Here is a 24,474-nt window from a genome sequence, read left to right on the forward strand (position 1 = left end):
CGCCGCCCCGGCACGGGCCCCGGCGACACGAACCCCGGCGGCATGCGCCTCGGCGGCACGCGCCCCAGCGTCCGCGACGAAGTCGCAGTCGCCGTGCAGCCAGGCCACCTTGTCGTACATGTCCTGCGCCGACAGCGAGGACAGCATCGCGTTGCGCTCCCGCGCCGCCGCGCCCGCCGGGTGGTAGAGCTGACGGCCCATCTCCCGGGCGACGAGCTGCGTGCGCGCGGTGCGTTCGCGCCGCTCGGCGTTGAACTTCTCCAGCCGCTGCACCACCTCGTCCGCGCCGCTGTCGCCGAGCAGTTCGCCGATGACGACGGCGTCCTCCAGGGCCTGGCAGGCGCCCTGCGCCGCGTACTGGAGCATCGGGTGGGCGGCGTCGCCGAGGAGGGCGACCCGGCCGTCCGTCCAGCCGTCCACCGGGTCGCGGTCGCACAGCACCCACGCCTTCCAGTCCCGGCCGAGCTCCAGCAGCCGCCGGGCCGTCTCGCCCAGCTCCGGGAACTCGTTCAGCACATGGTCACGGGCGGCGGGCTTGCCGACGACCGCCTCCGCAGCCGCGTCGTCGCGGGTGGCGGCCAGATTGAAGTACGCGCCGCCGCCGATCGGGTAGTGCACGAAGTGCCACTTGGGGCCCGCCCACAGGGTGACGGTGTTCCAGCGCAGCTCCTGCGGCACCTGCTCCATCGGGATCACCGAGCGGTAGATGGTGTGGCCGGACACGCGCGGGTCGCCGTCGCCGACGAGCTGCTGCCGTACCGCCGAGCGGATGCCGTCCGCGCCGATCAGCGCGGTGCCGGCAACCCGTTCCCCGCTGGCCAGGACGGCGGTGACCTCGCCCGCGGTCTGTTCGTACCCCGTCACCGCGCAGTCGGTGCGCAGTTCGACGTCCGGGTGGCGGCGGCAGGCGTCCAGCAGCGGCTCGTACAGGTCCATGCGCTGCACCACCGCGTACGGGTTGCCGAACCGCTCCCGGTATGCGTCGGTCAGCGGCATGGAGGCCACCCGCTGTCCGGTGGTGCCGTCCATGAAGCGCAGCTCGTCGATGTAGACGGCGCGGGCGCGCACCTGTGCGCCGACGCCGAGACGGTCCATGGCGTGGAAGGCGTTGGGGCCGAGCTGAATGCCCGCGCCCAGTTCGGTGAAGGCGTCCCGGCGCTCCAGGACGGTGACGCGGTGGCCGTGCCGGGCGAGGGAGATGGCCGTGGCCAGTCCGCCTATGCCGCCGCCTGCGACGATCGTGTGAGCCATGGTGGTCGTGAGTCCCTTCTCAAACGTGGGTAGAGGTGAGCTGGTCGGGGGAGGGGAAGAGGCGGTCGAGTTCCGTACGGAAGCCCGGGAACGTCTTGGCGACGCACCGCGGGTCGTCGAGCACAATCCCGGGGACCCGCAGCCCGAGCACCGAGAACGCCATCGCGATCCGGTGGTCCCGGTGGCAGGCGATCCGCGCCCCGTGCGGCCGCGCGGCCGGATGGACGGTGATCCAGTCCCGGCCGACCTCGGTGGACACCCCGCAGCGGGTGAGGTTCTGGGCGACCGCCGCGATCCGGTCGGACTCCTTCAGCCGGGCGTGGCCGATGCCGTGAATGGTCACCGGGGCGTCGGCGAGCGGCGCGATCGCGGCGAACGTCATAAAGGTGTCGGAGATATCGCCCATGTCGACGTCGAAACCGCCGCGCAGCCGGCCGTCCGGCGCGCCGGTGACGGTCGTGCCGTCCTCGCTCACCTCCACATGGGCGCCCGCCCGGGCCAGTACGTCGGTGAACCGCACGTCTCCCTGGATGCTGTCCGTCCCCAGGCCCGGCACGGTGACGCTCCGCCCGGTGACGGCCGCCGCCGCGAAGAGATACGAGGCGGCGGAGGCGTCCGGCTCGATCCGCAGCCCGGTGGCGCAGTAGCCGTCGGCCGCGATCTCGATGGGGCCTTCGGGCCGTTCGGCGACCTTGGCCCCGAACTGCCGCATCAGCGCGATGGTCATATCGACGTACGGACGGCTGACGAGATCCCGGAACCGCACGGTCAGCGGGGAGCGCAGCAGCGGGGCCGCCATCAGCAGACCGCTCAGATACTGGCTGCTGAGCCCGCCCTCCACGAACAGCTCGCCGCCCCAGGACCCGGCGGCCGCCACCCGCAGCGGCAGCCCGCCGCAGGGCGCCGTCTGCACGCTCACGCCGAGCCGGGTCAGCGCGTCGGCCAGCGGCTGCAGCGGACGGGCCCGCAGCTGGTCGGAGCCGTCGAAGAGGAAGTCCCCGCTGCCGGTCGCCGCGAACGGCGGCAGGAAGCGCGCGGCCGTGCCCGCGTCGGCGCACCATACGCGGCCGCCGCCGACCGGGCCGTGGCCCTTGCCGGTCACCTCCCACCAGGCGTCGCCGGGCCCGGTGACGATGCGGTAGCCCAGGCCTGCAAGCGCCGTGCGGAAGGCGACCGTGTCCTCGCTGACGAGCGGCGCGAACAGCCGACTGGTGCCGGACGCCGCGGCGGCCAGCAGCAGCGCGCGGTTGGTGATGCTCTTCGAGCCGGGGATGCGGGCGGCGACGGGCGCCGCGGCGGTGGTCATGCCAGCCCCCGGCGCAGCGGGTTCGCCACCTGCCCGTCCCGGTCGGCGTCGCGCCGGCGGGCGTCCCGCTGCCGTGCGACGCTCGCGCGGGCGGCCGCGGCCACCCGCTCGGCCGTGAATCCGTACTGCTCGTACAGCTGCGTATACGAGGCCGACGCGCCGAACTGGTCCAGGCCGACCGTGTGCCCCGCGTCGCCGACCAGCGCGTGCCAGCCGATCACGGAGCCCGCCTCGACCGAGACGCGGGCGCGCAGCGCGGGCGGCAGCACCCGCTCCCGGTACTCCTGGCCCTGCTCGTTGAACCACTCCAGGCAGGGCATCGACACCACACGGGTGGGGATGCCGTCACGCTGGAGGATGCGGCGGGCGTCCAGTGCGATGTGCACCTCGCTGCCGGTGGCGATCAGGACGGCCTCGGGGATGCCGCCGGACGCCTCGGCCAGGATGTAGCCGCCGCGCGCCGTGCCCTCCGCGGACTCCACGCCCGAATCGGGGGAGCGGTCCAGCACCGGCAGGTTCTGCCGGCTCAGACACAGGCCCGCGGGGCGGTCGGCGTGTTCCAGCACGGTGCGCCAGGCGACCGCCGTCTCATTGGCGTCGGCGGGGCGCACGACGTCCAGACCGGGGATGGAGCGCAGCGACCACAGATGCTCCACGGGCTGGTGGGTGGGGCCGTCCTCGCCGAGGCCGATCGAGTCATGCGTCCACACATAGGTGACGGGCAGCCGCATCATGGCGGCGAGCCGCACCGCCGGGCGCATGTAGTCGGAGAAGACGAGGAACGTGCCGCCGTAGGGGCGGGTGCCGCCGTGCAGGGCGATGCCGTTGAGGATCGCGCCCATGGCGTGCTCGCGGATGCCGAAGTGCAGGGTGCGGCCGTAGCGGTGGCCGGGGAAGGCGGCGGTGGCCCGGTCCTCCGGCACAAAGGACGGCTCGCCCTTCATGGTGGTGTTGTTCGACTCGGCCAGATCGGCGGAGCCGCCCCACAGTTCGGGCAGTACGGAGGCCAGCGCGCCGAGCACCTCGCCGGACGCCTTGCGGGTGGCCATCGCCGTGCCCGGCTCGAAGACGGGGAGCGCCGCCGACCAGCCCCCGGGCAGTTCGCGGGCGGAGATCCGGTCGAACTCCGCGGCCCGCTCCGGGCAGGCGGCACGCCAGTCGCGGTACCGCTTCTCCCACACGGCGCGGTCCTCGCGGGCCCGTTCGGCCACGCGGCGCGCATGGGCGAGGACCTCGGCCGGCATCTGGAAGGCGGCCTCGGGGTCCAGCCCCATCGCCGCCTTGGTCGCGGCCGCTTCGGCCGCGCCGAGCGCCGCGCCATGGATCTTCCCGGTGTTCTGCTTGCCGGGCGACGGCCAGCCGATGACCGTGCGCAGGGCGACCAGCGAAGGGCGGCCGGTCTCCGCGCGGGCGGCGTCGAGCGCCTCGTACAGGGCGGGCACGTCCTCCTCGTACGCGCCGCTCCCGGTCGTCCAGTCGACCCGCTGGACATGCCAGCCGTACGCGGCGAACCGCGCGAGCACGTCCTCGGACTGGGCGATCCGGGTGTCGTCCTCGATGGAGATGTGGTTGTCGTCGTAGAGCACGACCAGATTGCCGAGCTGCTGATGCCCGGCGAGGGAGCCCGCCTCGTGGCTGATGCCCTCCTCCAGATCGCCGTCCGAGGCGAACACCCACACCGTGTGGTCGAAGGGGCTTGCGCCGGGCGCCGCGTCCGGGTCGAACAGCCCGCGCTCCCGGCGGGCCGCCATCGCCATGCCGACCGCGTTGCCGAAGCCCTGCCCGAGCGGCCCGGTCGTGGTCTCCACGCCGGGTGTGTGCCCGTACTCGGGGTGCGCGGGCGTCAGACTCCCCGCGGTGCGCAGGGCCTTGAGGTCGTCCAGCTCCAGGCCGTACCCGGAGAGATACAGCTGTGCGTACAGGGTCAGACTGGAGTGGCCGCACGACAGCACGAACCGGTCCCGGCCCGCCCAGGCGGGGTCGGCGGGGTCATGCCGCAGCAGCCGCTGAAACAGCAGATACGCGGCCGGGGCCAGGCTCATCGCCGTGCCCGGATGTCCGTGCCCGGCCGCCTCCACGGCGTCCACGGCCAGCGCCCGCGCCACATCCACGGCACGCCGGTCCAGCTCGCTCCACTCGAAGCGGCCGCGGGGCGGGGTCTCCAGCGGGGTCTCCAATGGGGTACTCACCGTCTGCTCAGGGCTCCTTCGCCAGAGGGAATGTCATCGCGCCGGGGGCAGGGGTGGGGGGATGTGCCGGGGCCGTCGGGCGGAAGGGGGGCGCCCGACGGCCCGCGGCCGTCTGCGACCAGCGTGGGGGTGTGGGGGCGGTTGTGCGCAGTGGCTCATTCGCACTTCGTCAGGTGGCCGACACGGGTTGCTCTGCAACTGGGGCTCCGCCCCAGACCCCGCGCCTCAAACTCCCCCAGCTACCGCTGGGGGTACCCCCAGGCGGGGCTGGTTTGTGCCGGGTCCTGCGCCTCAATCGCCGGCGGGGCTGGGATGTGCAGGCCCCGCGCCTCGAACGCCGGGCGAGGCTGAAATGTGCAGGCCCTTGGCCCTCAAACGCCGGGCGGGCTGGGAAAATCAGCCTCGCCGGCGTTTGAGGCGCGGGGGTCCGGGGGCGGAGCCCCCGGAAACGGGGTCTGGGGCGGAGCCCCAGTCACCCCCCGCCGGGCACGGCAGCCGGCAGCAGCTCCGCGATCTCCTCTGCCGTCCGCCCCGCCCCGCGCCCTTCGGACCAGACGCGCGCCCCGGCCAGCCGGTCGTAGATCGGCAGCCGCACGGCGGCCAGCACCCGGAGTTCGCCCGCCGGATCGTCGGCGAGCAGCGGCCGTGTGCGGGCGCCGCCGACCCGCGCCGCCGCGGTCGCCGGGCCGACGCGGAGGTGGACGACGCGGTGGCCGGCCAGCCGCCGCTGGGTGGCGTCGTCCAGGACGGCCCCGCCGCCGACGGCGAGCACGCCGGGGTGTTCGGCGAGGGCCCGCCGCACCGCCTCCCGCTCCAGCACCCGGAACGCCGCCTCGCCGCGCTCCAGGAGGATCTCCCGGACCGTGAGCCCGGCGGCCCGCTCCACATCGGCGTCGGTGTCGCGGAAGTCCGCCCCCAGCCGCCGCGCGAGCAGCCGGCCGACGGTGGTCTTGCCGCTGCCCGGCAGCCCGATGAGGACCGCCAGCGGCCGGTTCACGGGATCACGGCCGTTCTGGCCAGGCCCAGGGCCGACAGATCGGGGTTCGCGTGCCGGCCCTCCACCACCGCCTCCACGTCGAACAGCGTGGCCTGGACGGGGGGCCGCCCGATGATCTCGGCGGCCCGTGCGGGCAGCGGCGCGGCCGCGGCCTCGGCCGACTCCCACAGCAGCACCGCGCCCCAGCGCCCGGTCTCCGGGTCGGAGATCCAGAACTTCAGCCGCAGCCCGTCGATGCGGGCGAACCGTTCGATCGCCTCGTCGCGCAGGAACTCCCGCAGCGACTCGGCGCTGTGCCCGGTGTCCTTCAGGTCCCACCACACCACGGCGGCCTTCATACGAGATGTCCTTCCGGCTGTCCGTCGGGCTGTCCTTCAAGGAGCCCGGTCAGCGCCTCGCCGACGATGCGGACGCCGTCCTCCGTGAGCACCGACTCGGGGTGGAACTGCAGGGAGCGGAAGCCCGGCCCGCGCAGCGCGTACACCTCGCCGGTCGCCCGGTCCCTGCTGACCTCGACCACGCCGGCGTCCGTCTCGGCCTTGTCGTCTCCGGCGTGCGCGGCGAACGTGTTGTAGAAGCCGACGCGCACGGTCCGCCCGAACAGGTCGATCTCCCGCTGCACCCCCTGGTTGGGGTGGGCCCTGCGGAGGATGTCCAGGCCGAGGCGGGCGCTGAGCACCTGGTGGCTGAGGCACACCGCGAGGAACGGCCGCCGCGATGCGAGGAGGGTGTCGATCGCCGCCCGCAGATGCGCGATCTTGGGGTGGCCGGTCTCCCGGGGATCGCCCGGACCGGGTCCCATGACCGCCAGTTCGTACGGGTCAAAGGCGTACGGCTCGTCGAACCGCCGCACCGTCACCCGTGCGCCCATCGCCCGCAGCTGGTGCGCGAGCATCGCGGTGAAGGTGTCCTCCGCGTCGACGACCAGCACCTCGCGCCCGGCCAGGCCGGGCAGCTCACGGCGGCGCCCGGACACATCGTCGAGCCAGAAGCCCGCGATGGAGTCGTTGCGGCTCTCCAGCGCGGCCCGCACCTGAGGGTGGCCGCCGAGGCGGCGCGGCCCGGTGTCGCCGAGGACGCTGAGCAGCCCGGCGGCCTTGGAGCGGGTCTCGGCGACCTCGGAGAGGGGATCGGAGTGGCGCACCAGGGTCGCGCCGACGCCGATCCGCATGGTCCCGCGCGCGTCGATGTCGGCGGTGCGGATCAGGATCGCCGAGTCCAGCGTGTCGCCGCCGCCGGCGTCCCGGCCGATGAGGGCCAGCACGCCGCTGTAGTAGCCGCGGCCCCGGGGCTCGTACCGCTTGATGACCCGGCAGGCGCTCTCCAGCGGGGAGCCGGTGACGGTCGGCGCGAACAGCGTCTCGTGGAGGATGTCGCGCGGATCGCGGGTCGTGTGGCCCTCGATGAAGTACTCGGTGTGCGCGAGCCGCGCCATCTCCTTGAGGTGCGGGCCGACGACGCGGCCGCCCGTGTCGCACACCCGCGCCATCATCTTCAGCTCTTCGTCGACGACCATGTACAGCTCGTCGGACTCCTTGCGGTCGGCGAGGAAGTCCATGACCCCGGAGAGGGTGGGCCCGGAGTCGGGGTAGCGGTAGGTGCCGCTGATGGGGTTCATCACGGCCCGGCCGTCCGCGACGCTGATGTGCCGCTCGGGGGAGGCCCCGACGAAGGTGCGGTCCCCGGTGTGCACGATGAACGTCCAGTACGCGCCGGACTCCTTCTCCAGCAGCAGCCGGAAGAAGCGCAGCGCGGCGCAGACCGAGTAGTCGGCGATCTCCGCGACGTACGACCGCTTCATCACAAAGTTCGCGCCCTCGCCCGTGCCGATCTCCTGGGCGATCACCTCCCGGACCGTGCGGGCGTAGTCCGCGTCGTCGACGTCGAAGCCGCCGCCCTCGCGGAGCGGGACCGGCAGGTCGGGGATGCGGCGCAGCACCTCCGACAGCGCCACGGCCGTCTGCTCCTCGACGGCCATGGCGAGCAGCGGCTCGCCGTCGTCGGGGGCGTCGTAGCCGCGTTCGGCGATCTGCCGGTACGGGATGAGCGCCAGCAGGTCCTGACGGGCGGCGCCGCCGCTAGTGTCGGCCCCCCGTCGCGCCACCCGGCCGGGGAGGGGGAGCGCGGCGAGGCCGTCCACCTCGCCGACCGGGCCGAGCAGCACATCGACCTGGCCACGGCCAGGCCCCGTGGTCTCGGGGCGGTGCACCAGCGCGAACGGCGGCGGATCGGCGGTGAGCACCCGCCCCAGCAGGTCACCGTCTTCTCTTATGACTCCTGCCATGACTCCTCCTTGTGGGAGCCGGCGCCCACGGGCGACGGCGGGCGGGCCGTGAGGGCGGCGAGCAGTTCCTCCGCGGTGGTCAGGGCGGCGCAGCGGGTGGCCGCGTAGTGCAGCGCCATACGGTGCTCCTCCCGGCTGAAGTCGGCGACGGCGTCGGCGACCAGGAACGGCTGGATGTCGTGGCTGAACGCCTCGACGGCCGTCATCAACACGCCGACGTGCGCATACACCCCGCAGATGATCAGCTGGTCGCGCCCGGCGGCCCGCATATGGGCGAGCAGCTCGGTGCGGTGGAAGGCGCTGTAACGCCATTTGGTGAACACCCAGTCGCCGGGGGCGGGCGCCAACGGCTCCACGACCTGCCGGTGTTCGGCGCTCGGGGTCATGCCGGGGCCCCAGAAGTCCTTCAGCAGACCGCGCTGCTCCGGGTCCATGCCGCCGGGCTGTGCCGTGTATGCGACGGGGACGGAGAGCGCGGCGCAGCAGTCCCGTATCCGCGCGGCGTTGTCCACCAGCGCGGTGACGGGCTGCTGTCCTGAGGGGAAGGGGGCGAGGAAGTAGCGCTGCATGTCGTGGACGAGCAGCACCGCGCGTGCCGGGTCCGGCGTCCACGCGGGCGTGTTCGCGGGCAGCTCGTCCGCGCGCGGCATCGGATACGGGCTGATCGCGGGGATTCCGGGAGCCGGCGGCCGGCCCGACCGCTCAGCTGGCCGCTCGGCTGACTGCTTGCCCGACTGTTCGCCTGACTGCTGAAGGGTGCTAGACACCGAGCGCCGCACCTCCGTCCACGGTCAGATCGTGCATCGTGATGTGCGCGGCCTTGTCCGACAGCAGGAACACCACCGCGTCGGCGACATCCCCCGGCTGGGCCAGCTTCCGCAGCGGTATGCCCACGCGGTACGCCTCCGGCACCCCGTCGAGCGAGGCCCGCGCACCGCTGTCGTCCTTCCACATGGACGTGAGCATCGGGGTGTACGTGGAGCCGGGGGCGACGATGTTGGCGCGGATGCCGTACTTGGCCACCTCCAGCCCCAGGCACTTGGTGAACATGGTCGCCGCCGCCTTCGAGGCCGCGTACGCGGACATCTCGACGCGCGCGGTGCCGGCCGCGTTCGAGGCGACCGTGACGATCGCGCCGCTCTGCCGCGTCACCATGCGGTTGACGACGGCCCGGGACACGAAGAACACGCCGGTGGTGTTGACGGCGAAGGTGGTGGCCCACTCCTCGTCCGTGAGCTTCCGGGCCTCGGCCAGCCGCAGCACCCCGGCGGCGTTGACGAGGTAGTCGATGGGGCCCAAGAGCGCCTCGGCGTCGTCGACCAGCGACTCGACCTCCGCGCTTGAGGTGATGTCGGCGGGGAACGACTGGACCGGGTAGCCCTGCTCCACGGCGTACTTGACGCGTTCGCGCAGCCGGTCCGCGTCCCGGTCGACAGCGGCCACCCGCGCCCCGCGTTCGGCCAGGGCGTTGACGATCGCCTCGCCTATGCCGCCCGCGGCTCCGGTGACCAGTGCGGTCTTGCCTTGCATTTCCATACTGCTGTGCCTCCTTGTCCCCTCGCTTCTACGGATTCAGCCACGCCATGCGGAGGCGACGCCGTATGCCTGCCAGGGATTGAGCCGGGGGTCGCAGAACGTGGTGTATTTCTCGCCCAGTTCGTCGTTGTGACAGGGGTCGAGAACGCATTCGCGGACATCGTCCGGGGTGGTTTCCAGATGGAGACCCGCCGCTGTGCCGCCGTTTTCGATGACGGCGGTCTGGAATTCCTCGACTTCGCGGATGACGGTGGCGACATAGCGGGTCTTGACCCCGTCGGGGGCGCTGACCGTGTTGCCGTGCATCGGGTCGCACAGCCACAGCACCGGATGCCCGGCCTCCCGCACGGCCCGGACCAGCTCCGGCAGCCGCTCGGCCGCTGTGCCCGCGCCCTGCCGGGCGATCAGGGTGAGACGTCCCGGGTCCCGCTCGGGGTCGAGCCGCTCGCACAGGGCGAGCAGCTCGGGCACGGTCATGCTGGGCCCGACCTTGCACGCCACCGGGTTGCACACGGACGCCAGCAGCGCCACATGCGCGCCGTCCAGCTCACGGGTCCGCTCGCCGATCCACGGCCAGTGGGTCGACGTCAGCAGCCGGGTGCCGTCCGGCTCGGTCCGCAGCATCGGGCCCTCGTAGTCCAGCAGCAGCGCCTCATGGCTGGTCCACACGGGGGCCTCGGCCGGGAAGGGCCGCCGTCCGCCGTGCCGGCCGAGCAGCTCCATGACCACCGCGGCGGCCCGGTAGCCGGCCCACAGCCGCTCGGCGTCGGGCCGGCGCAGCACCGGGTCCGGCGTCGGGCTGTTGACCATATGGCCCCGGTACGAGGGGAGTTCGACGCCGCCCACAATCTCGGTCTGCTTGGAGCGGGGCTTGCCGAACTGGCCCGCGATCCTGCCCACCCGGATCACGGGCTTGAGCGAACGCGCCTTCATCACCCCGGCCAGCACATCCAGCAGCGCCGTCTTGCGCGCCACATAGCCGGGGGTGCTTTCGGCCGGGTCCTCCGCACAGTCCCCGGTCTGTATGACCTGCAGGTCGCCCGCGGCGGCGGCGGCCAGCAGGAAACGCAGCTCTCTCACATCGTCGCCGTTGACGAGCGGCGGCGCGCTGGCCAGTCTGTCGCGGACGGTGGCCAGAACGTTCTCATCCGGCCAGTCGGGTTGCTGGCCTGCCGGCAGGGTCCTCCAGAGGTCAACTTCCTGCACGTGGTACCTCCCAGTGCTGTAACTGCCCCAACGGATGCACTGAGGAGTCTGGGAATGGCCTAAGGCCGGAAACCAACGGTCGATCGCCACTTCGTCAAGTGAGGCTCACTTGGTCAAGTCAGAAGGGCTTTCGGCCGTGGACATATTCAGCCGGAGATTTCCGGCCGCGACTTGACACAGACGCCTCATCTCTCTGCCGCCTCAGGCCGCCTGCGCCCTAAGGTCGGTGCATGAACAGCGAATCGGCCATCGTATTGCTCAAGCGGTTGGCCGCCGAGGGTGTCTCGCCGTGGCTCGCCGACAGCGGGCGGGGCGGGGTCACCGGTGGTGCGCCGGACCAGCTCACCGAGGCACGGCTCTTCCGCGGCGCGGTGAGACCTCCCTCCTCACCTGCGGACGCCCGGCGGGCCTGCGATGCGCTGTGGCCCGTTCACGAGGCGAGCGGGGGCCATGACGGGCATGTGTCGGTGCCCGTGAATCCGCGGATCGCCCATGACGCGCGGGCGCTGACCGAGGAAGCGCGCTATATCCACCGCGAGGTGGGCCGCCCCAATCTGCTGGTGCGCATTCCGGCGACCGCGGCCGGACTGGTTGCCCTCGGCGACTGTGTTGCCGACGGGATCGGGGTGGACAGCGCCCTTGTGTTCTGCGCGGAGCGCTACGGCCAGGTCCTCGACGCCTACTTCTCCGGCATGGAGCGGGCGCTGGCCTCCGGTCTCGCGCTGCAGACGATCGCCTGCGTGGCCTCCTTCCCGGTCGGGCCGCTCGACACGGAGGCGAACGCGCGGCTGGGGGCTGTGACCCCACGCCCCCAGGGCGGAGGGGGAGCAGGGCCGTCCGCGGTCTGCGAGGGCACGGTCCCCGAGGGCGCGGGGGTTCCGGGTGCCGCGGGGGTCCCCGAGGGCGCGGGGGTCCCGGAAGGTGCGGCCGTCCCGGGTGCCGCGGGGGTCCCGGAAGGTGCGGCCGTCCCGGAGTTCCCCAGGGGGCCGGTGCGCACGCGGACCCCGCACCCTCGCGAGGCCGTCGCCGGGACGACGGCGTGCGAGGTGGCCGACACGGCCGCCGTCGCGGTGGCCCGCCAGGTGTTCCGCGTACGGGAGGAGCGGCTCGCCAGCGAGTGGTGGCGGGTGCTCAGAGCAGGCGGGGCACGTCCGCCGCGGCTGCTGTGGACCGAGCCCCACTGCCGCCATATCGCCTCCCTCATCGGCTGGAACACGGCGATCGCCATGCCCCCGGACGTCCTCGAAACCGCGTCGGACGAACTCGAACTCCTCGGCGACACTCTGCTCAACACCCATACCGAGGGACGGCGGGCCCTGGCGGCCCTGGAGCGGCACGGTGTGCGCATGGGCGAGCTGGCCGGGGTGCTGGAGACGGCGGAACTCGCGCGTCTCCAGCACTCCTGGGAACACCGCTGACGGCTGTGTCACAGCGCGACCCGCTGGGGTTCCGGCTGCCGCCGTGCTTCCGCCTGCCGCTGGGGTTCCGGACGGTGACGCGGGTCCGGCTGCGGCCGGTCTGTGCCGCCGCGCGGGAACGCGGCGCCGGTGACCGCGAGCAGCGGCGCGGCCTTGACCGCGGTCTCCTCGAACTCCGCCTCCGGGTCGGACAGCGCGATCACCGCCCCGCCCACGCCGTAGCGGACCCGGTCCTCCGTGATCAGTGCCGTACGGATGACGATGCTCAGGTCCGCGGCCCCGGTGAGCGAGAAGTACCCGATCGCCCCCGAGTACACCCCGCGCGGCCCGCCTTCGAGCCGGTCGATCAGCTCCATGGTGCGCTTCTTCGGCGCGCCGGTCATGGAACCGCCGGGAAAGGCGGCGCGTACGCAGTCCACGGCGCTGACGCCGGGCCGCAGCCGGGCCCGTACGGTGCTCACCAGCTGATGCGTGGTCGCATAGCTCTCCACCCGGAAGATCTCGTCCGCCTCGACCGAGCCGGGCACGGCGCACCGCCCGAGGTCGTTGCGGACCAGATCCACGATCATCAGGTTCTCGCTGCGGTCCTTCTCCGCCCCGCGCAGATCCGCGACCAGCGCCGCGTCCTCCTCCGGGGTGCGCCCGCGCGGCCGGGTCCCCTTGATCGGCTCCGATACGGCCAGCCCATCGCGCGACACCCCGAGGAACCGCTCCGGCGAGGTGCTCAGCACGGCCAGCCCGTCGAACTGCAACAGCGCGCCGAAGGGCACGGGACTGGCCCGCCGCAGCGTCCGGTACGCCGCCCACGGGTCGTAACCGCCGCGCACCTCGGCCATGTTCGTCAGGCACACCTCGTAGGTCTCCCCCGCAGAGATCTGCCGCTGACACTCGGCGATCAGCCCCAGATACGCCTCGTGATCATGCCTCAGCCCCACGGCGACCCCCTCCGCCACGGCCCGGTCGCCCGAGCGGGGGGAGACGGCCTGCCGGCCCCCGCCCCCGCCCGCGCGAAGCGCCGCAGCCGTGGGTTCGCCCCCCCGTTGCACGGGCGGGTGAGCGGGCCGCCCTCCCGGCGCGGTGCCGGGGGCCGGGGCGGCGGCTGCGGGCACGCCCGCGCGGAGTGCCGGTGTCGCTGCCTGGGAGGCATTCGGGCAAGGTGCGACGCCCCGTGCGCCGTTGCTGTCGTCTGCGCGGCCGACGGGGCTGTCGGCCCCTGCGGGCGCGCCCGCGCGGAGCGCCGGTGTTGCTGCCTGGGAGACGTCCGGGTGGGGCCGGACGGTCTGTGCACGGCTGCTGTCGTTCCGGGTCTCTGCGTCGGCGGGAGCGGGAGCGCCCGCGTGTGGGTCCGGTTGTTGGGCGCTGCCCGCGCGGAGTGCCGGTGTTGCTGCCTGGGAGGCATTCGGGCAAGGCGGGACGTCCCGTGCGCCGTTGCTGTCGTCTGCGCGGCCGACGGGGCTGTCGGCCCCTGCGGGCCCGCCCGCGCGGAGCGCCGGGCTGGCTCCTGCTGCCGGGGGTGTGGGGGCTTCGCCCCCACGGTGAATGGGCGGGTGGGTGGGGAAGGCCCCGCACTCGGCGAGGGCGCTCGCCGTCTCCGCCAGCCACGCACGCGCCGCCGCCGTCGCCCCCTCCTCCGCCAGCGCCAGCAGATGCGTCATGCCCGTGGCATGGTCGAACACCACCGCCCGGTCCGCGAACACCATCGTCGCGTCGGGGTCCTCGGAGCGGTGCACCGCCTCGCCCCCGCACTCCGCCTTCAGCTCGTAGCCGAGATATCCGACCCAGCCGAGCGCGAACCCGAAGGGCAGCTCCGGCACTTCCGTGCGGCAGGACCGCAGATCCCGGTCGATCCAGTCGAGGAACGGCCCGGCGACGATCTCGGTGCCGGCCGCGGACCGTACCGTGACTGTGCCGCTCCACACATCGGCGCGGGCCACCCGCGCCAGCGGCCCGGAGGCGTCGCCCATCACGGAGAAGCGGCCGCGGCCGGCGTCAGGGCGGCTGCTGTCGAGCCAGAAGGCGTGGTCGTGGCCGCGGAAGAGCCGGTCGTAGACGATCTCGCCGTCCCAGCGGGTCGGCAGCGTCTCGACGAGCACCCGCAGCCGCCGCGTCGCGGACGCCGCCGGAGCGGGCCCGGGTGCGGGCACGGGCGCGCGCCGCGTACGGGCCGCGCCGCCTCCCCCGGCGGCGGTGACCGACACCGGACCCGCACCCACCGCACCCGCACCCGTACCCGTACCCGCACCCGTACCCGTACCCGCCCCCGCGCCCAGCGGCCTCGGCGCCCGGTGCTCCCGCGGCCCCCGGCTCAGCTCCGCGAAGTTGCCCAGCAGCCGCACTCCGTACTGCGAGCAGATCGACTCCGGGTGGAACTGCACACCCCACTGGGGCCGTTGCCGGTGCCGCAGTCCCATCAGCAGCCCGTCCCGCGTCCAGGCGACCGCCTCCAGCTCCGGCGGCAGCGACGTGACCTGGAGGGAGTGGTAGCGCACGGCCTCCATGGGGGAGGGCAGACCGGCGAAGAGCCCGTCCCCGCCGTGCAGCACGGCGGACACCCGCCCATGGCAGGGCTCCGGCGCGCGGCACACCGCCGCGCCGTTGAGCAGCCCGATGCCCTGGTGCCCCAGGCAGATTCCGAGCAGCGGCAGCCGGGACTCCTCGATGATCTCGCGGCAGATGCCGAAGTCCGCGGCCCGTCCGGGGTGTCCGGGGCCGGGGGAGATCACCACGTTGTCGAACGAGGCCAGCAGCCCGGCCCGCCAGCGCGGATCGTCGTTGCGGACGACCTCCGGCTCCCTGCCGTTCACCTCGGCGAGCTGGTGAAAGAGGTTGTAAGTGAACGAGTCGTAGTTGTCGACGAGCAGCGTGCGCACGGTGACCTCTCCTGAGCTCAGACGGTGGCTGCCGGGACGATCTGGAGGAGCAGGTGCGTGACCGAGTCGTCGCCGTACTCGCCCTCGCGGACGGTGTCGGCGCGCAGCGTGCGCAGCTCACGGCCGCACTCCCCGGCTATTCGGTGCAGGGCCGCCTCATCGCCGCGGTTGCTGAAGTGCAGCAGCGCCGAGCCGCCGGGGGCGAGCCGGCCCAGGACCTGCTCCAGATACCGGCGGTGGGTGCGGTAGCCGGCGTCGACGTACGCCTGCTCGTGCACGGACTTGTACTCGTACTGTTCCGGGCCCAGCACGTAGTTGGAGCTCCAGAAGACGGTGTCGAAACGCTCGCCGTCGTCAAGCCCGGAGAACAGGTCGCTGTGCACGGCCCTGAATCGGCCAGTGACGCCGTGCCGTTCGGCGTTGACGGCCGCGTTCTCGACGGCGCGGGGGCTGATATCGGACGCAACGACCCGATCGTATCCGGCCAGTGCCGCCATCACCGCGATCACTCCGGTCCCGCAGCCGACCTCCAGGAAGGAGCCGGAGTGCGGCAGCGGCGGTTCGTGATTGAGGCCGAGGAACTCCAGTGCGATGCCGGTCGAAGGTGAGTAGACCGGCGCGAACACCTCCTCCAGCAGCTCCCACTCGCGACCGCACAAGGTGAATGTCTCCGGCCGGTCTTCCCTGGTCAGCGACGCGCGGCTGCGAGCGATAGAGCGCTCGAAGCTCTGGATCTGAGACATGGGACCCCTCCCCCTCTAGTTGTCCTCTAGTCGTTCTCAAGGTGCCCGCGAGCCGGGCACGTGCGATCAGCATTCAGGCGGAACGAGAGCTTCCAGAAGGTGGTCCGGCGACACCGTTGATCGGAGGGGGTGGTGATCCAGTCACCGTGTGCAGGGTTGACCTGGACTGTCCGACCCCAACGGATTGTTGACCAACCCTTACCATCCGCATTACTTTCAGCCAGTCCATGCGTCTTGAGATCTCGGGGGGCGGGAATGACGCCGGAAGGCCGGTCGTCGGATGTTGATGCTTTTACAATGCTCGAACTGCTCGCCCAGGAGGCGCCCGAGAGCGAGTTCGAAGAAGTAGTCAGGCAGGCGCGTCGGGGAGGGGCGCGTGCCGGGGCCCTCGACCGGCTTAGCCGGGCCAAAGACCTCTCCCTGGGCATCCGGGCGCTCTTCGCCCGACGCCAGCAGCGCGAGGCCGGTCTCTCCGCACTCGTCGACACCGCCAGGGATCTGACGCTGCCGTATCATCTGGACGCCCTGCTCAAGGTCATCACCCGGCGCGCCCGGCTGCTGCTGGGACTCGACATGTCCTGGGTGACCTTCCATGACTTCGACGCCGGCTGCTCGCGCGTACGGGCGGCGGACGGCCATGCCTCGGCGATCACCGTGGGGTTCGAGGTGCCCATGCAGGGCGGCGTCGGCAGCCAGGCGACCCAGCGTTCCGCGCCCTTCTGGTCCGCCGACTATCTGCCCGACGACAGCTTCGCGCACTCCGACACCATCGACGACGTGGTGCGCGCCGAAGGGCTGCACGCCATCATGGCCGTACCCCTGCAGTCCGAGGAGTCCACGTTCGGCGTCCTGTATGTGGCCGACCGCCGGATCCGGCACTTCGCGCCCGACGAGGTCTCGCTGATGAGCTCGCTCGGCGACCTCGCGGCCGTCGCCATCGAGAAGACCCGGCTGCTGGAGCGGACCCGCGACGAGGTCGCGGAGCTGGAGCTGGACACCTCCCGCGCCAAGGACTCCTTCGCCGCCGCCCGGGAGTTCGGCGACGCGCACCCGCGCCTGCTCGACCTGCTGCTCGACGGCGGGGACCTGACCGGCCTCGCGGGAGAGGCGGCGAATCTGCTGCAGGGCTCCCTGCTGATCCGCGACCCGGCCGGGCGCAGGCTGGCCTCCGTCGGCGAACTCCCCGAGCTGGACGCGTCCGAGCTGGACACCCTCTGCCTCGACACGCACACCGAACGCCGTCCCATCCGGTCCCAGGGCGGCGTCTGGCTCTGCCCCGCCGCCTCACGCGACGAGATGCTCGGCACGCTCGTCCTCGTGCCGCACGATCCGCAGGAACCGTTCACCGAACACCAGATCGAGCTGCTGCGGTCGGTCGCCCAGATCACCGCCGTGCTGCTGCTGATGCGGCGCAGCGCGGCAGCCGCCGAGGGGCAGGTGCGCGATCTGCTCTTCAACGATCTGCTGAGCGGCTCCCGGCTGCCCCCCGCGCAGCTCGCCGAGCGCGCCCGCCGGCTCTCCGTCGACCTCGAAGAACCGCACACCGTCGCGGTCGCCCGCCCGGAGGGAGGCATACGGGGCCGGGCCGTCGTCTGGGCCTCCTCCTACGCCCACCGGCTGTCCGGCCTCAAGAGCGTCGACGGCGACTGCATCGTCATGCTGCTCCCCGGGACCGACCCGGTCGCCGTGGGGGAGGCCCTGTCCTCGGAGCTCTCCACCGTCCTCGGCAGCCCGGTGACCGTCGGCGCCGCGGGGCCGACCACGAACCCCGCCGACATCATCGGCGTCCACCAGGAGGCCCGGCGCTGCCTGGAGGCGGTGACCGCCCTCGGCGGCGTGGGGGTCGCGGTCTCGCCCCAGGAGCTGGGGTTCCTCGGGCTGCTGCTCTCCGACAGCCCCAACACCGTCGGCTTCATCAACCGCACCATCGGGCCGGTGCTGGACTACGACGCCCAGCAGGCCACCGAGCTGGCCCGGACGCTTGAGGCGTACTTCGCCTCGGCCAGCAGCCCCACCCGTGCCGCGGAGACCCTGCATGTGCACCCCAACACCGTCTCCCGGCGGCTGGAGCGGATCACCGAACTCCTCGGCGCCGCCTGGCAGGAGCCCGCGCGGGCGCTGGAGGTGCAGCTCGCCCTCCAGCTCCAGCGCACCCGGCGGGCCCTGGTACGGCGCGGCGGCGCCCGGACGGGCCGCGCGCGGGGCTGATGCGCGCCGGGGCCGTCCGGCGGGTGTGCCGGGGCCGGCGTGCACCGGGCGGTCGGCGCGGGCCGGGCGGCGGTGCGGTCCGGTTGGCGGTGCGGTGCGGCCAGGGCGGCGGTGCGGTTGGCGGTGCGCGTCGGGGCTGGCCGTGTCCGGGGTCGGACTGTGCTGGGGCCCACTGCTGCGGACCGGTTGGCGGCGCGGGTCCGGGCCGCCCGGTCGGAGCGGCTCGTGTGATGCGGGCCGCGCGGTGCCGACCGCGGTCGGGCGGCCGTGCGGCACGACGGCCATGCCGGGGGGTTGACCGTGCCGGTGCCGGACCGCGCTGGGGCCCACTGCTGCGGGCCGCAGTGGCCGGGCCGGAAGCCGGGGGCGGCTGATCGGCAGCTCCGCGGGCCGACGGCTGCCGACGGCTGGACAGGTCGGCTGAGCGAGCGGTTACGGCGGGGCAGGCTGGCTGAGTGGGCGGTTGAGGCGGCGTCAGGCCGACTGGGCGAAGGGCCTGAGCCCCCGCCGTCAGGCCGGCTGAGCCAGCGGCTGGGGCGTCGGTCGAACCACGGCGCGCACCCGGCCGTCCGCCGTCGCCAGGGTCTGCACCGCCTGCGCGGCGGACGCCAGGGTGGTGTGCCGGTGCCAGCCGTCGAAGGACCGGCCCTCGAAGTCCACGACGCCGACGTTGACCGACGTACGGGAGAAGTCGGCCTCCACCCGGCGGGTCAGCAGCGCGAGCCGCAGCAGATCACCCCAGGCCGCCCCGGACAGATCGGTGATCCAGCACTTGCGCGGCCAGCCGCGGGGATCGCGCCACTCGCCCAGCAGCAACACCGGTCCCGCGGCGGGAAGTTCCACCCGCAGGGCGGTCACCAGGCTGGTGCACAGCCGCCGGGTCTCCGGGTCCGTCCAGGTGACCGGGCGGCGCAGCGGACCGGCCACCCGCAACAGCTGCTGTACGGAGACCTCCCCGAGGCCGGTGCCCGCCAGCGCCGGGTCCGCGGCCGTCACCCGCGTGGTGCCGTGCACGCCCATCAGGAACGGCAGCCCCGCGGCGCGCAGCGCGCTCGCCGTCTCCGACGGGTCGCTCTCCGGCAGATCGAGGACCACCGGGCGCGGCGGGCCGCCGATCCACGACTGCGCCTCCCGCACCGCGGCGGTCACACAGGCCAGCGACGATGTGGCCAGCCGCTCCGCAGGATGCCCCGGCACACCGCTCCTGCACTGCCGCAGCCACTCCGCGGAGAGCTTCAGCCGCCAGCTCACCGGGCTGCTCATCTCCTCGTTGGCGGCCCAGACGCCGTACGCCTCCTGGCTGTTGACGATATGCCCGAGGCTCGGCACGAATCGCCGGGTCACCCCCACGGAGTGCTGCCCCGCCTTGGGGATCACGACGTTCTGCACCACCCAGCAGCGCGGGCGCATCACCCGCTCCAGATAGCGGGCGAGCGCCGCGCGCACCGGAGTCCAGTCCCAGGTGGATGCCGAGATGAAGTGGTGCAGGCTCTGCTCCGCGGCGCCTTCGCCGACGGATGCGGCGATGTTCCGGATCGACTTGCGCCCCTGGGTCGTCAGCAGTCCGCGCAGATACTGCTCGCCCTTGCAGCGCTGGTCCTTGCGCGCCAGCCCGGCGAACAGCTCCGCGCACACTTCCCCCACGATCGCCTCCGGCACCCCGTGTGCGCGTCGGCTGTCGACCCTCACAACCTTGGTTTCCATGGCTACCCCGTCCCTCGCTGACCCGCCGTGAAGCGGTGCCCTTCACGGTGCGGTGCGGGGCGTGCCGCAGCCCAGGTGCGCCGATCACACACCTGGGCCCGCTGATGCACACCTGCCACCCGGCGGCGCCGGGACGGCCGCGCAAACCGCCCCTAACCCGCCCACGGAAGGCCCCTCTGGGCCGCCTTCCGGCCCTCCCGGCGCGCGGCCATGGTGACCGGACCACCACCCACCCCCCCGATCAGCCACCCTCGACGGTGCCCGCACCACACCCCCGGGCGCGGGCGCTTCCCCACCCACCCGCCCTCTCTGGGTGTGGAGGCTCCGCCGCCCACACCCCAGTGCGGCGCTGCGCGCCGTAGGCTTCCCGGCTGTGCCTGATCCTTGCGAGGCGTGGGCCACTTGGGCCCTGGGCGTGCCCGGCCTCAGCCCGGCCGCACCGCGATCTGCTTCGCCCCCCGCATCCCCTCGCCGGCCTCCTCACACAGCCGCACCATCTGTTCTCGAGCCTCCAGCAGACCGAGCACCGACGGCGACCGCCGCCTCCACGAGAGAGACGAACGGACGAATCACGCCCATCCCTCCTGTCACCGAGGGGAGTTCATGGCCACCCAGTCCGAGCCATGCGATCACGTTCGGAAGGCGGATGATTTCTCAGAGGCAGTACAGGGCCTTGCCCACCTCGTAAATGGTCGGTCGATCCTCGGGCGCATGGCTGAGCATGACCTCGATCAAGTCGCCCAGCTCGCCGGGTGCCTTCACTGGACGACGCTTGCCAGCTGCCACGGCCTCTCTCTGGACTGGGCGTGGAGCATCGTCCGGGTACTCGACGGCACGCCAGCCGGTTGCGGAGATGAGCAGCGACGCGCCGAGAGCGTAGATGTCGGCTTTCTGCGTGGGCTTGGCTTCACCCGTGGCAAGCACGCTGCGCGCGATCTCCGGTGCCTCGTAGTGGACTAGGCAGCCGCGGAACGGGAAGTCGTACCCTTTGGGGATGTGTCCGCCACGGGCGAGGGCGAGGTCGATGAGGTGGGTCCGCTCCAGCCCGATGATGAAGTGGGCGGGCTGTACGTCACCGTGGACCCAGCCCTTGGCGTGGAGTTCGGCCAGCGCTGAGACGCATTCCAGCGCCACGCCGACGTTTGGCGCGATGGGCGAGTCTCGCCTACGGCACAGCTCCCACATCTTGTACAGGTCCGGCCCTTCATGCCACGGCTGGAAGTTCCACGTGCCTCGTTCCCACTCGCCGTACGCGCAGTCATCGAAGCCGAGACGATGCAGCACAGCCCCTTCGCGTGCGGGGGCGAGGGCGGTCCAGGGCTGGGCGGGCCAGTCAGCCGTGGCCTCGATCGGATAGCCGAGCTTCACGGCGTAGTGGCCCCGACCGCTCTCGACCTCCCAGACCATGGAGCCTCGACGGTTGGTGACCAGGCGCACCGACGTGGGCATGAGCGCGTCGAGCACCTCGATCGGCAGTTCAGGGGGTGACCCGGACAACGTCGGTTCTCCTCTCCGGGCGAGCGCGGCCGGCCGTAAGTCGAGGTCGGCCACGTCGCTGCTGTCGTGTGCTAGGCCTGACCGTAAGGTCGGCCGCAGTCCGAGTCGCACTGCGCGAGGTTCGCGCCGTCCACGGTCCACAGATCGTCGAAGATCATGAACCCGGCCGCCTTCATGGCGCGCGCCGAAGCAGCGACCTGCTCCGGGTCACGCGCCCCTCCGCCCGGCTTCGGGTTGTGGTGCAGGAAGCGGCCCGCGTACTGCTCGCACAGCGCGGTGTACTCCTTTGTGTGCAGGATGAGCGCGTGCAGACCGAGGTCTACGTCGTCCGACGGGACCATAGGGAGGGGGGCGGTGGCTGCGGTAACCACGAAGGCGACCGCCTGGTCCGCGATCCGTTCGGCCTGCTCGGGCGACTGCCCGTTGTGGGTGACCACGAAGCGGGCGAGGCTTTCGAACAACTCCTCACCAGCCACCGCGCGACCGGTCCTCTGATCGTTCGCCGTTGCCGTCATGCGAATACTCCTCGTGTGTGGCGGTGCGTGGCACTTGCCGCCCGCATCGGTTGCCGAGCCTTGGCTCAGGGACGACCAGGAGGCGGGCTTGGATGGCCGCCCCGAACAGGGGAACCGGGGAACCGGCACCCGTTCGGGGCGGCCGGTCTACTGGCCGATGACGAGCGCCATGCCGATCACCGGGCCGTACGACCCGCTGATCATGACGATGAACAGGACTCCCGCATACCGGCCGATGGCGCGCATCACAGCCCATCCCGGCTGTTGCCATTCCTAATGGCCAGGCGTGCGCTCAGTTCCTCCCGGGCGCCGAGCGCCACCACGTTGTCCGGCATGGCGTCCCACTCCCTGCCGCCATCGATCGGCCTTATCTGCACACGGCCGCCGACCTTGCCCATGACGACGCCGAGACGTCCCCTGGCGGTGTCCCTCGCCAGTTCACCGATGCCTGGTCTGGTCTGCTGGTTGCTTGCCATGAACAGGAGCATCGCGACCCGGGAGCCGTCGCCGAAAGGTCAGGCTGATTACCCAACTTGGGTAATATGGTGGGAAGTAGAGACCGGCACGTTGCGTAGTCCTCGCAGTGAGGAGCCTGCCCAATGCCTGATGCCGACCGGCCGCAGGAACTGCCTGCCAGGCTGCTCACCGATCCCGAGATGATCGAGGCTTGTCAGGTGCGGGATTTCTCCAGGGTCTTCCGGCTGGTGAAGACCAAGGCAGGCATCTACCCCTCGATGATTGCCAGATGCTGCGAGTTGACTCCGAGCCGTGTCGGCGAAGTGATTGCAGGTCAACGCCAGTTGCAACACATGGACGTGATCGAGCGCATCGCAGACGGTTTGCGCATCCCAGGACACATGCTCGGGCTTGCCCGCCGAGTGTGGGAGACGCCTCAGGCTCTCGTTGTCACCGAGCGAGAGGTGCCCCAAGCGCCAGAGCCCGAGCAGCGGACTCCCGCGTCTCCACCGGGTCCCGACGTGGACGGCATCTTGGCCATGGCCACCCGAACATGCCGCAGCGCCACGACACTTGAAGCATTCCGCTCCTCCATCGAGGACTACTGGCGGCGTGACGACCAGCATGGCGGCGAGGCCCTGAGGCCGGCCATCGTCGGCCAGCTCCGGTATGTGGTCGGACTCCTGAAGGGGAACCGGCCACCGTCCATCAGGAACGGCCTCTATGGCATCGCGGCCGAGCTGGCACGCCTCACCGGCTGGACCTACTTCGACGCCCGTCAGTACAACCAGGCTCGCGTGTACTTCACCGAGGCTCTGCAACTGGCGAAGGAAATCGATGACCGACAGTTCATGGCAAACGTCCTTGCGTGCATGAGCTTGCAGGGCACGTACCAGGACAAACCTGCGGACTCTCTGGCGCTCGTGGCCGCCGCCCAGGATCAGGCCCGCTCAGCACTCGACACCACCCCACGCGTCCTGTCCATGCTTTCGATGCGCGAAGCCTTTGCTCACGCCGCCCTGGGCAATCGGGATTCCACTCACCGAGCGGTCGGGGAGGCGCACCGCCATTTCGAGCAGATCCGGACGAGCGACCCGGACCCGTCATGGGTGACGTATTTCGACGAGACGAAGTTGATCGTGGACACGGGCATTGCTCACGGACGATTGGGTGAGGCTGCGACCGCCGAAGCCCTGATCGCTGACGCATCGCGGCGCGAGGACCGCACCAACCAGCGTGGCCGGGCGTTTCACGCGTTCTGGCTTGCACGTACGCAACTGGACCAAGGCAAGCTTGATCAGGCATGCCATACCGCCACACAAGCTCTGGAGCCCGCTTCGGCAGTGGCCTCCGAGCGCGTGTCGAACCACCTCCGGGAGTTCTGCGACCAGTTGGCCCCGCACCGGCGGGAACCCGTGGCTCTGGCCTTCGAGGCGCGCCTACGGGATCTCCTGCCATCGGTCAGCGGATCGCTTCATCCATGAGCAGGTAGAGCAGGCCGACAAGTGATCCGCTGCTCACGATCTCGCGGCGGTCGATCATGCCCCGCACCTCCGAGAGGGGAATCCACTCGATGCGGTCGGACTCGTTCTTCTCCGTGGGCGGCCCGGCGTAGGTCGCGCCGTCCACGCGGAAGACGTGGTGCTGCGAATCGGTGATCCCGTTGGCTGGCTCGGCGTAGATCAGGGGCTTGATGGGGCCAGGACGCCAGCCCGTCTCTTCCAGGACCTCGCGGGCTGCCGCCGCCTCCGGGGTCTCACCATCCTCCACCAGGCCCATCGGCAGTTCCCACGCCCACGAGTCCGTGATGAAGCGGTGCCGCCACATCATCAGAACCTCTTGACGGTCATTGACCACGGCGGCCACGGCCAGGTGCCGGAGGCGAACGACGTGATACTCCCACCTGCGCCCGTCAGGCTGCTGAACGTCGACCAGACACAGATTCACCCACTTGTTGGTGTAGACCTGTCGCTCGCCGTGGGTTTTCCACTGCATACCTGCGGCCCCTCTCGATCGGTCTCCAGGATCTCAGACCGGTCGAGGGCCGGACGCAACTTCAGCTCTTTTCACGTCAGCTTGACGAGATGGTCTCACGGGGGCCCGAGCGGCCTGACGAGCCCGCCATGTGGCGTCGCCTGTACGCACTGTGGATCAGACACGAAGCCGACCTCCGCCGCCAGCTCGGCGAGGACCAAGCACAGAACATGCTGCGCGAAGCACGCCGGATGCTGCCCCGCCTCGACGGCAGACGCGTACTGGCCGTGACCCTTCGGCGTGCACGGTAGGCGCACTCG

At 72.0% G+C, this 24,474-nt stretch carries 20 protein-coding genes; 4 read left to right on the forward strand and 16 right to left on the reverse strand.

Translation table 11 applies throughout. The features are described from left to right. The 9 genes from OF819_RS27925 to OF819_RS27965 form a co-directional block, all read right to left on the reverse strand. Positions 1 to 1,251, reverse strand: a 1,251-nt coding sequence (locus tag OF819_RS27925; RefSeq protein ID WP_267246432.1) for a 3-hydroxybenzoate 6-monooxygenase, incomplete at its 3' end; no start/stop codon positions are given. A gap of 19 nt (positions 1,252 to 1,270) precedes the next feature. Continuing rightward, positions 1,271 to 2,557: a 3-phosphoshikimate 1-carboxyvinyltransferase gene (aroA, locus tag OF819_RS27930; protein ID WP_267246433.1), complete on the reverse strand. Its 1,287-nt coding sequence runs from the start codon at positions 2,555 to 2,557 to the stop codon at positions 1,271 to 1,273. Next, positions 2,554 to 4,746, reverse strand: coding sequence for a transketolase (gene tkt, locus OF819_RS27935; RefSeq protein WP_416370642.1), 2,193 nt, complete (start codon positions 4,744 to 4,746; stop codon positions 2,554 to 2,556). The genes aroA and tkt overlap by 4 nt, the downstream gene beginning before the upstream one ends. A 472-nt stretch (positions 4,747 to 5,218) precedes the next feature. Further along, positions 5,219 to 5,743, reverse strand: coding sequence for a shikimate kinase (locus tag OF819_RS27940; RefSeq protein WP_267246434.1), 525 nt, complete (start codon positions 5,741 to 5,743; stop codon positions 5,219 to 5,221). Next, a complete protein-coding gene (locus OF819_RS27945) occupies positions 5,740 to 6,081 on the reverse strand; it encodes a hypothetical protein (RefSeq protein WP_267246435.1) in 342 nt (113 codons plus the stop codon). The genes OF819_RS27940 and OF819_RS27945 overlap by 4 nt, the downstream gene beginning before the upstream one ends. Further along, the gene (locus tag OF819_RS27950) at positions 6,078 to 8,027 is read right to left on the reverse strand and encodes an anthranilate synthase family protein (protein ID WP_267246436.1); all 1,950 of its coding nucleotides are present in this window, start codon (positions 8,025 to 8,027) and stop codon (positions 6,078 to 6,080) included. Before OF819_RS27950 ends, OF819_RS27945 begins: the two co-directional genes overlap by 4 nt. Further along, on the reverse strand, positions 8,012 to 8,677 hold the full coding sequence (locus OF819_RS27955) for an isochorismatase family protein (RefSeq protein ID WP_267246449.1): 666 nt from the start codon (positions 8,675 to 8,677) through the stop codon (positions 8,012 to 8,014). Before OF819_RS27955 ends, OF819_RS27950 begins: the two co-directional genes overlap by 16 nt. Positions 8,678 to 8,786: 109 nt before the next feature. After that, complete coding sequence (locus tag OF819_RS27960) at positions 8,787 to 9,557, reverse strand: 2,3-dihydro-2,3-dihydroxybenzoate dehydrogenase (protein WP_267246450.1); 771 nt, start codon at positions 9,555 to 9,557, stop codon at positions 8,787 to 8,789. Positions 9,558 to 9,599: 42 nt separating this feature from the next. Then, on the reverse strand, positions 9,600 to 10,769 hold the full coding sequence (locus OF819_RS27965) for a 3-deoxy-7-phosphoheptulonate synthase (protein WP_267246437.1): 1,170 nt from the start codon (positions 10,767 to 10,769) through the stop codon (positions 9,600 to 9,602). A gap of 230 nt (positions 10,770 to 10,999) precedes the next feature. Here OF819_RS27965 and OF819_RS27970 point away from each other — a divergent pair, with 230 nt between their 5' ends. Continuing rightward, the gene (locus OF819_RS27970) at positions 11,000 to 12,187 is read left to right on the forward strand and encodes a transaldolase family protein (RefSeq protein ID WP_267246438.1); all 1,188 of its coding nucleotides are present in this window, start codon (positions 11,000 to 11,002) and stop codon (positions 12,185 to 12,187) included. 8 nt (positions 12,188 to 12,195) lie between these two features. On the opposite strand, the gene pabB is transcribed toward OF819_RS27970, so the two are convergent. Both pabB and OF819_RS27980 read right to left on the reverse strand, forming a co-directional pair. After that, positions 12,196 to 15,057 carry an aminodeoxychorismate synthase component I gene (gene pabB / locus OF819_RS27975; RefSeq protein ID WP_267246439.1) on the reverse strand — a complete coding sequence of 954 codons (2,862 nt, stop codon included), beginning with the start codon at positions 15,055 to 15,057 and terminating at the stop codon, positions 12,196 to 12,198. Between the two features lie 17 nt (positions 15,058 to 15,074). Then, positions 15,075 to 15,800: a methyltransferase domain-containing protein gene (locus tag OF819_RS27980; protein ID WP_267246440.1), complete on the reverse strand. Its 726-nt coding sequence runs from the start codon at positions 15,798 to 15,800 to the stop codon at positions 15,075 to 15,077. Positions 15,801 to 16,097: 297 nt separating this feature from the next. Here OF819_RS27980 and OF819_RS27985 point away from each other — a divergent pair, with 297 nt between their 5' ends. Then, on the forward strand, positions 16,098 to 18,008 hold the full coding sequence (locus tag OF819_RS27985) for a helix-turn-helix domain-containing protein (protein WP_267246441.1): 1,911 nt from the start codon (positions 16,098 to 16,100) through the stop codon (positions 18,006 to 18,008). Positions 18,009 to 18,518: 510 nt separating this feature from the next. On the opposite strand, the gene OF819_RS27990 is transcribed toward OF819_RS27985, so the two are convergent. From OF819_RS27990 to OF819_RS28005, 4 genes are all read right to left on the reverse strand, one after another. Continuing rightward, positions 18,519 to 19,712: a transposase gene (locus tag OF819_RS27990; RefSeq protein ID WP_267246442.1), complete on the reverse strand. Its 1,194-nt coding sequence runs from the start codon at positions 19,710 to 19,712 to the stop codon at positions 18,519 to 18,521. A gap of 654 nt (positions 19,713 to 20,366) precedes the next feature. After that, positions 20,367 to 21,209 carry a protein kinase domain-containing protein gene (locus OF819_RS27995; protein WP_267246451.1) on the reverse strand — a complete coding sequence of 281 codons (843 nt, stop codon included), beginning with the start codon at positions 21,207 to 21,209 and terminating at the stop codon, positions 20,367 to 20,369. A 71-nt stretch (positions 21,210 to 21,280) separates the two neighbouring features. Further along, a complete protein-coding gene (locus OF819_RS28000; RefSeq protein ID WP_267246443.1) occupies positions 21,281 to 21,724 on the reverse strand; it encodes a glycine-rich domain-containing protein in 444 nt (147 codons plus the stop codon). A 245-nt stretch (positions 21,725 to 21,969) separates the two neighbouring features. Next, on the reverse strand, positions 21,970 to 22,212 hold the full coding sequence (locus OF819_RS28005; RefSeq protein WP_267246444.1) for a hypothetical protein: 243 nt from the start codon (positions 22,210 to 22,212) through the stop codon (positions 21,970 to 21,972). A gap of 111 nt (positions 22,213 to 22,323) precedes the next feature. On the opposite strand from OF819_RS28005, the gene OF819_RS28010 reads away from it, so the two are divergent. Further along, entirely contained in the window at positions 22,324 to 23,664 is a 1,341-nt protein-coding gene (locus OF819_RS28010) for a hypothetical protein (protein ID WP_267246445.1), read from the forward strand. Here OF819_RS28010 and OF819_RS28015 read toward each other — a convergent pair. Then, complete coding sequence (locus tag OF819_RS28015) at positions 23,642 to 24,175, reverse strand: NUDIX hydrolase (protein ID WP_267246446.1); 534 nt, start codon at positions 24,173 to 24,175, stop codon at positions 23,642 to 23,644. The two genes, OF819_RS28010 and OF819_RS28015, sit on opposite strands and share 23 nt — an antisense overlap. Before the next feature lie 128 nt (positions 24,176 to 24,303). Here OF819_RS28015 and OF819_RS28020 point away from each other — a divergent pair, with 128 nt between their 5' ends. After that, the gene (locus OF819_RS28020; RefSeq protein ID WP_267246447.1) at positions 24,304 to 24,465 is read left to right on the forward strand and encodes a hypothetical protein; all 162 of its coding nucleotides are present in this window, start codon (positions 24,304 to 24,306) and stop codon (positions 24,463 to 24,465) included. Positions 24,466 to 24,474 lie beyond the last annotated feature (9 nt).

The sequence above is a fragment of the Streptomyces sp. PR69 genome, assembly GCF_026420845.1.
In the GTDB taxonomy this organism is placed as follows: domain Bacteria; phylum Actinomycetota; class Actinomycetes; order Streptomycetales; family Streptomycetaceae; genus Streptomyces.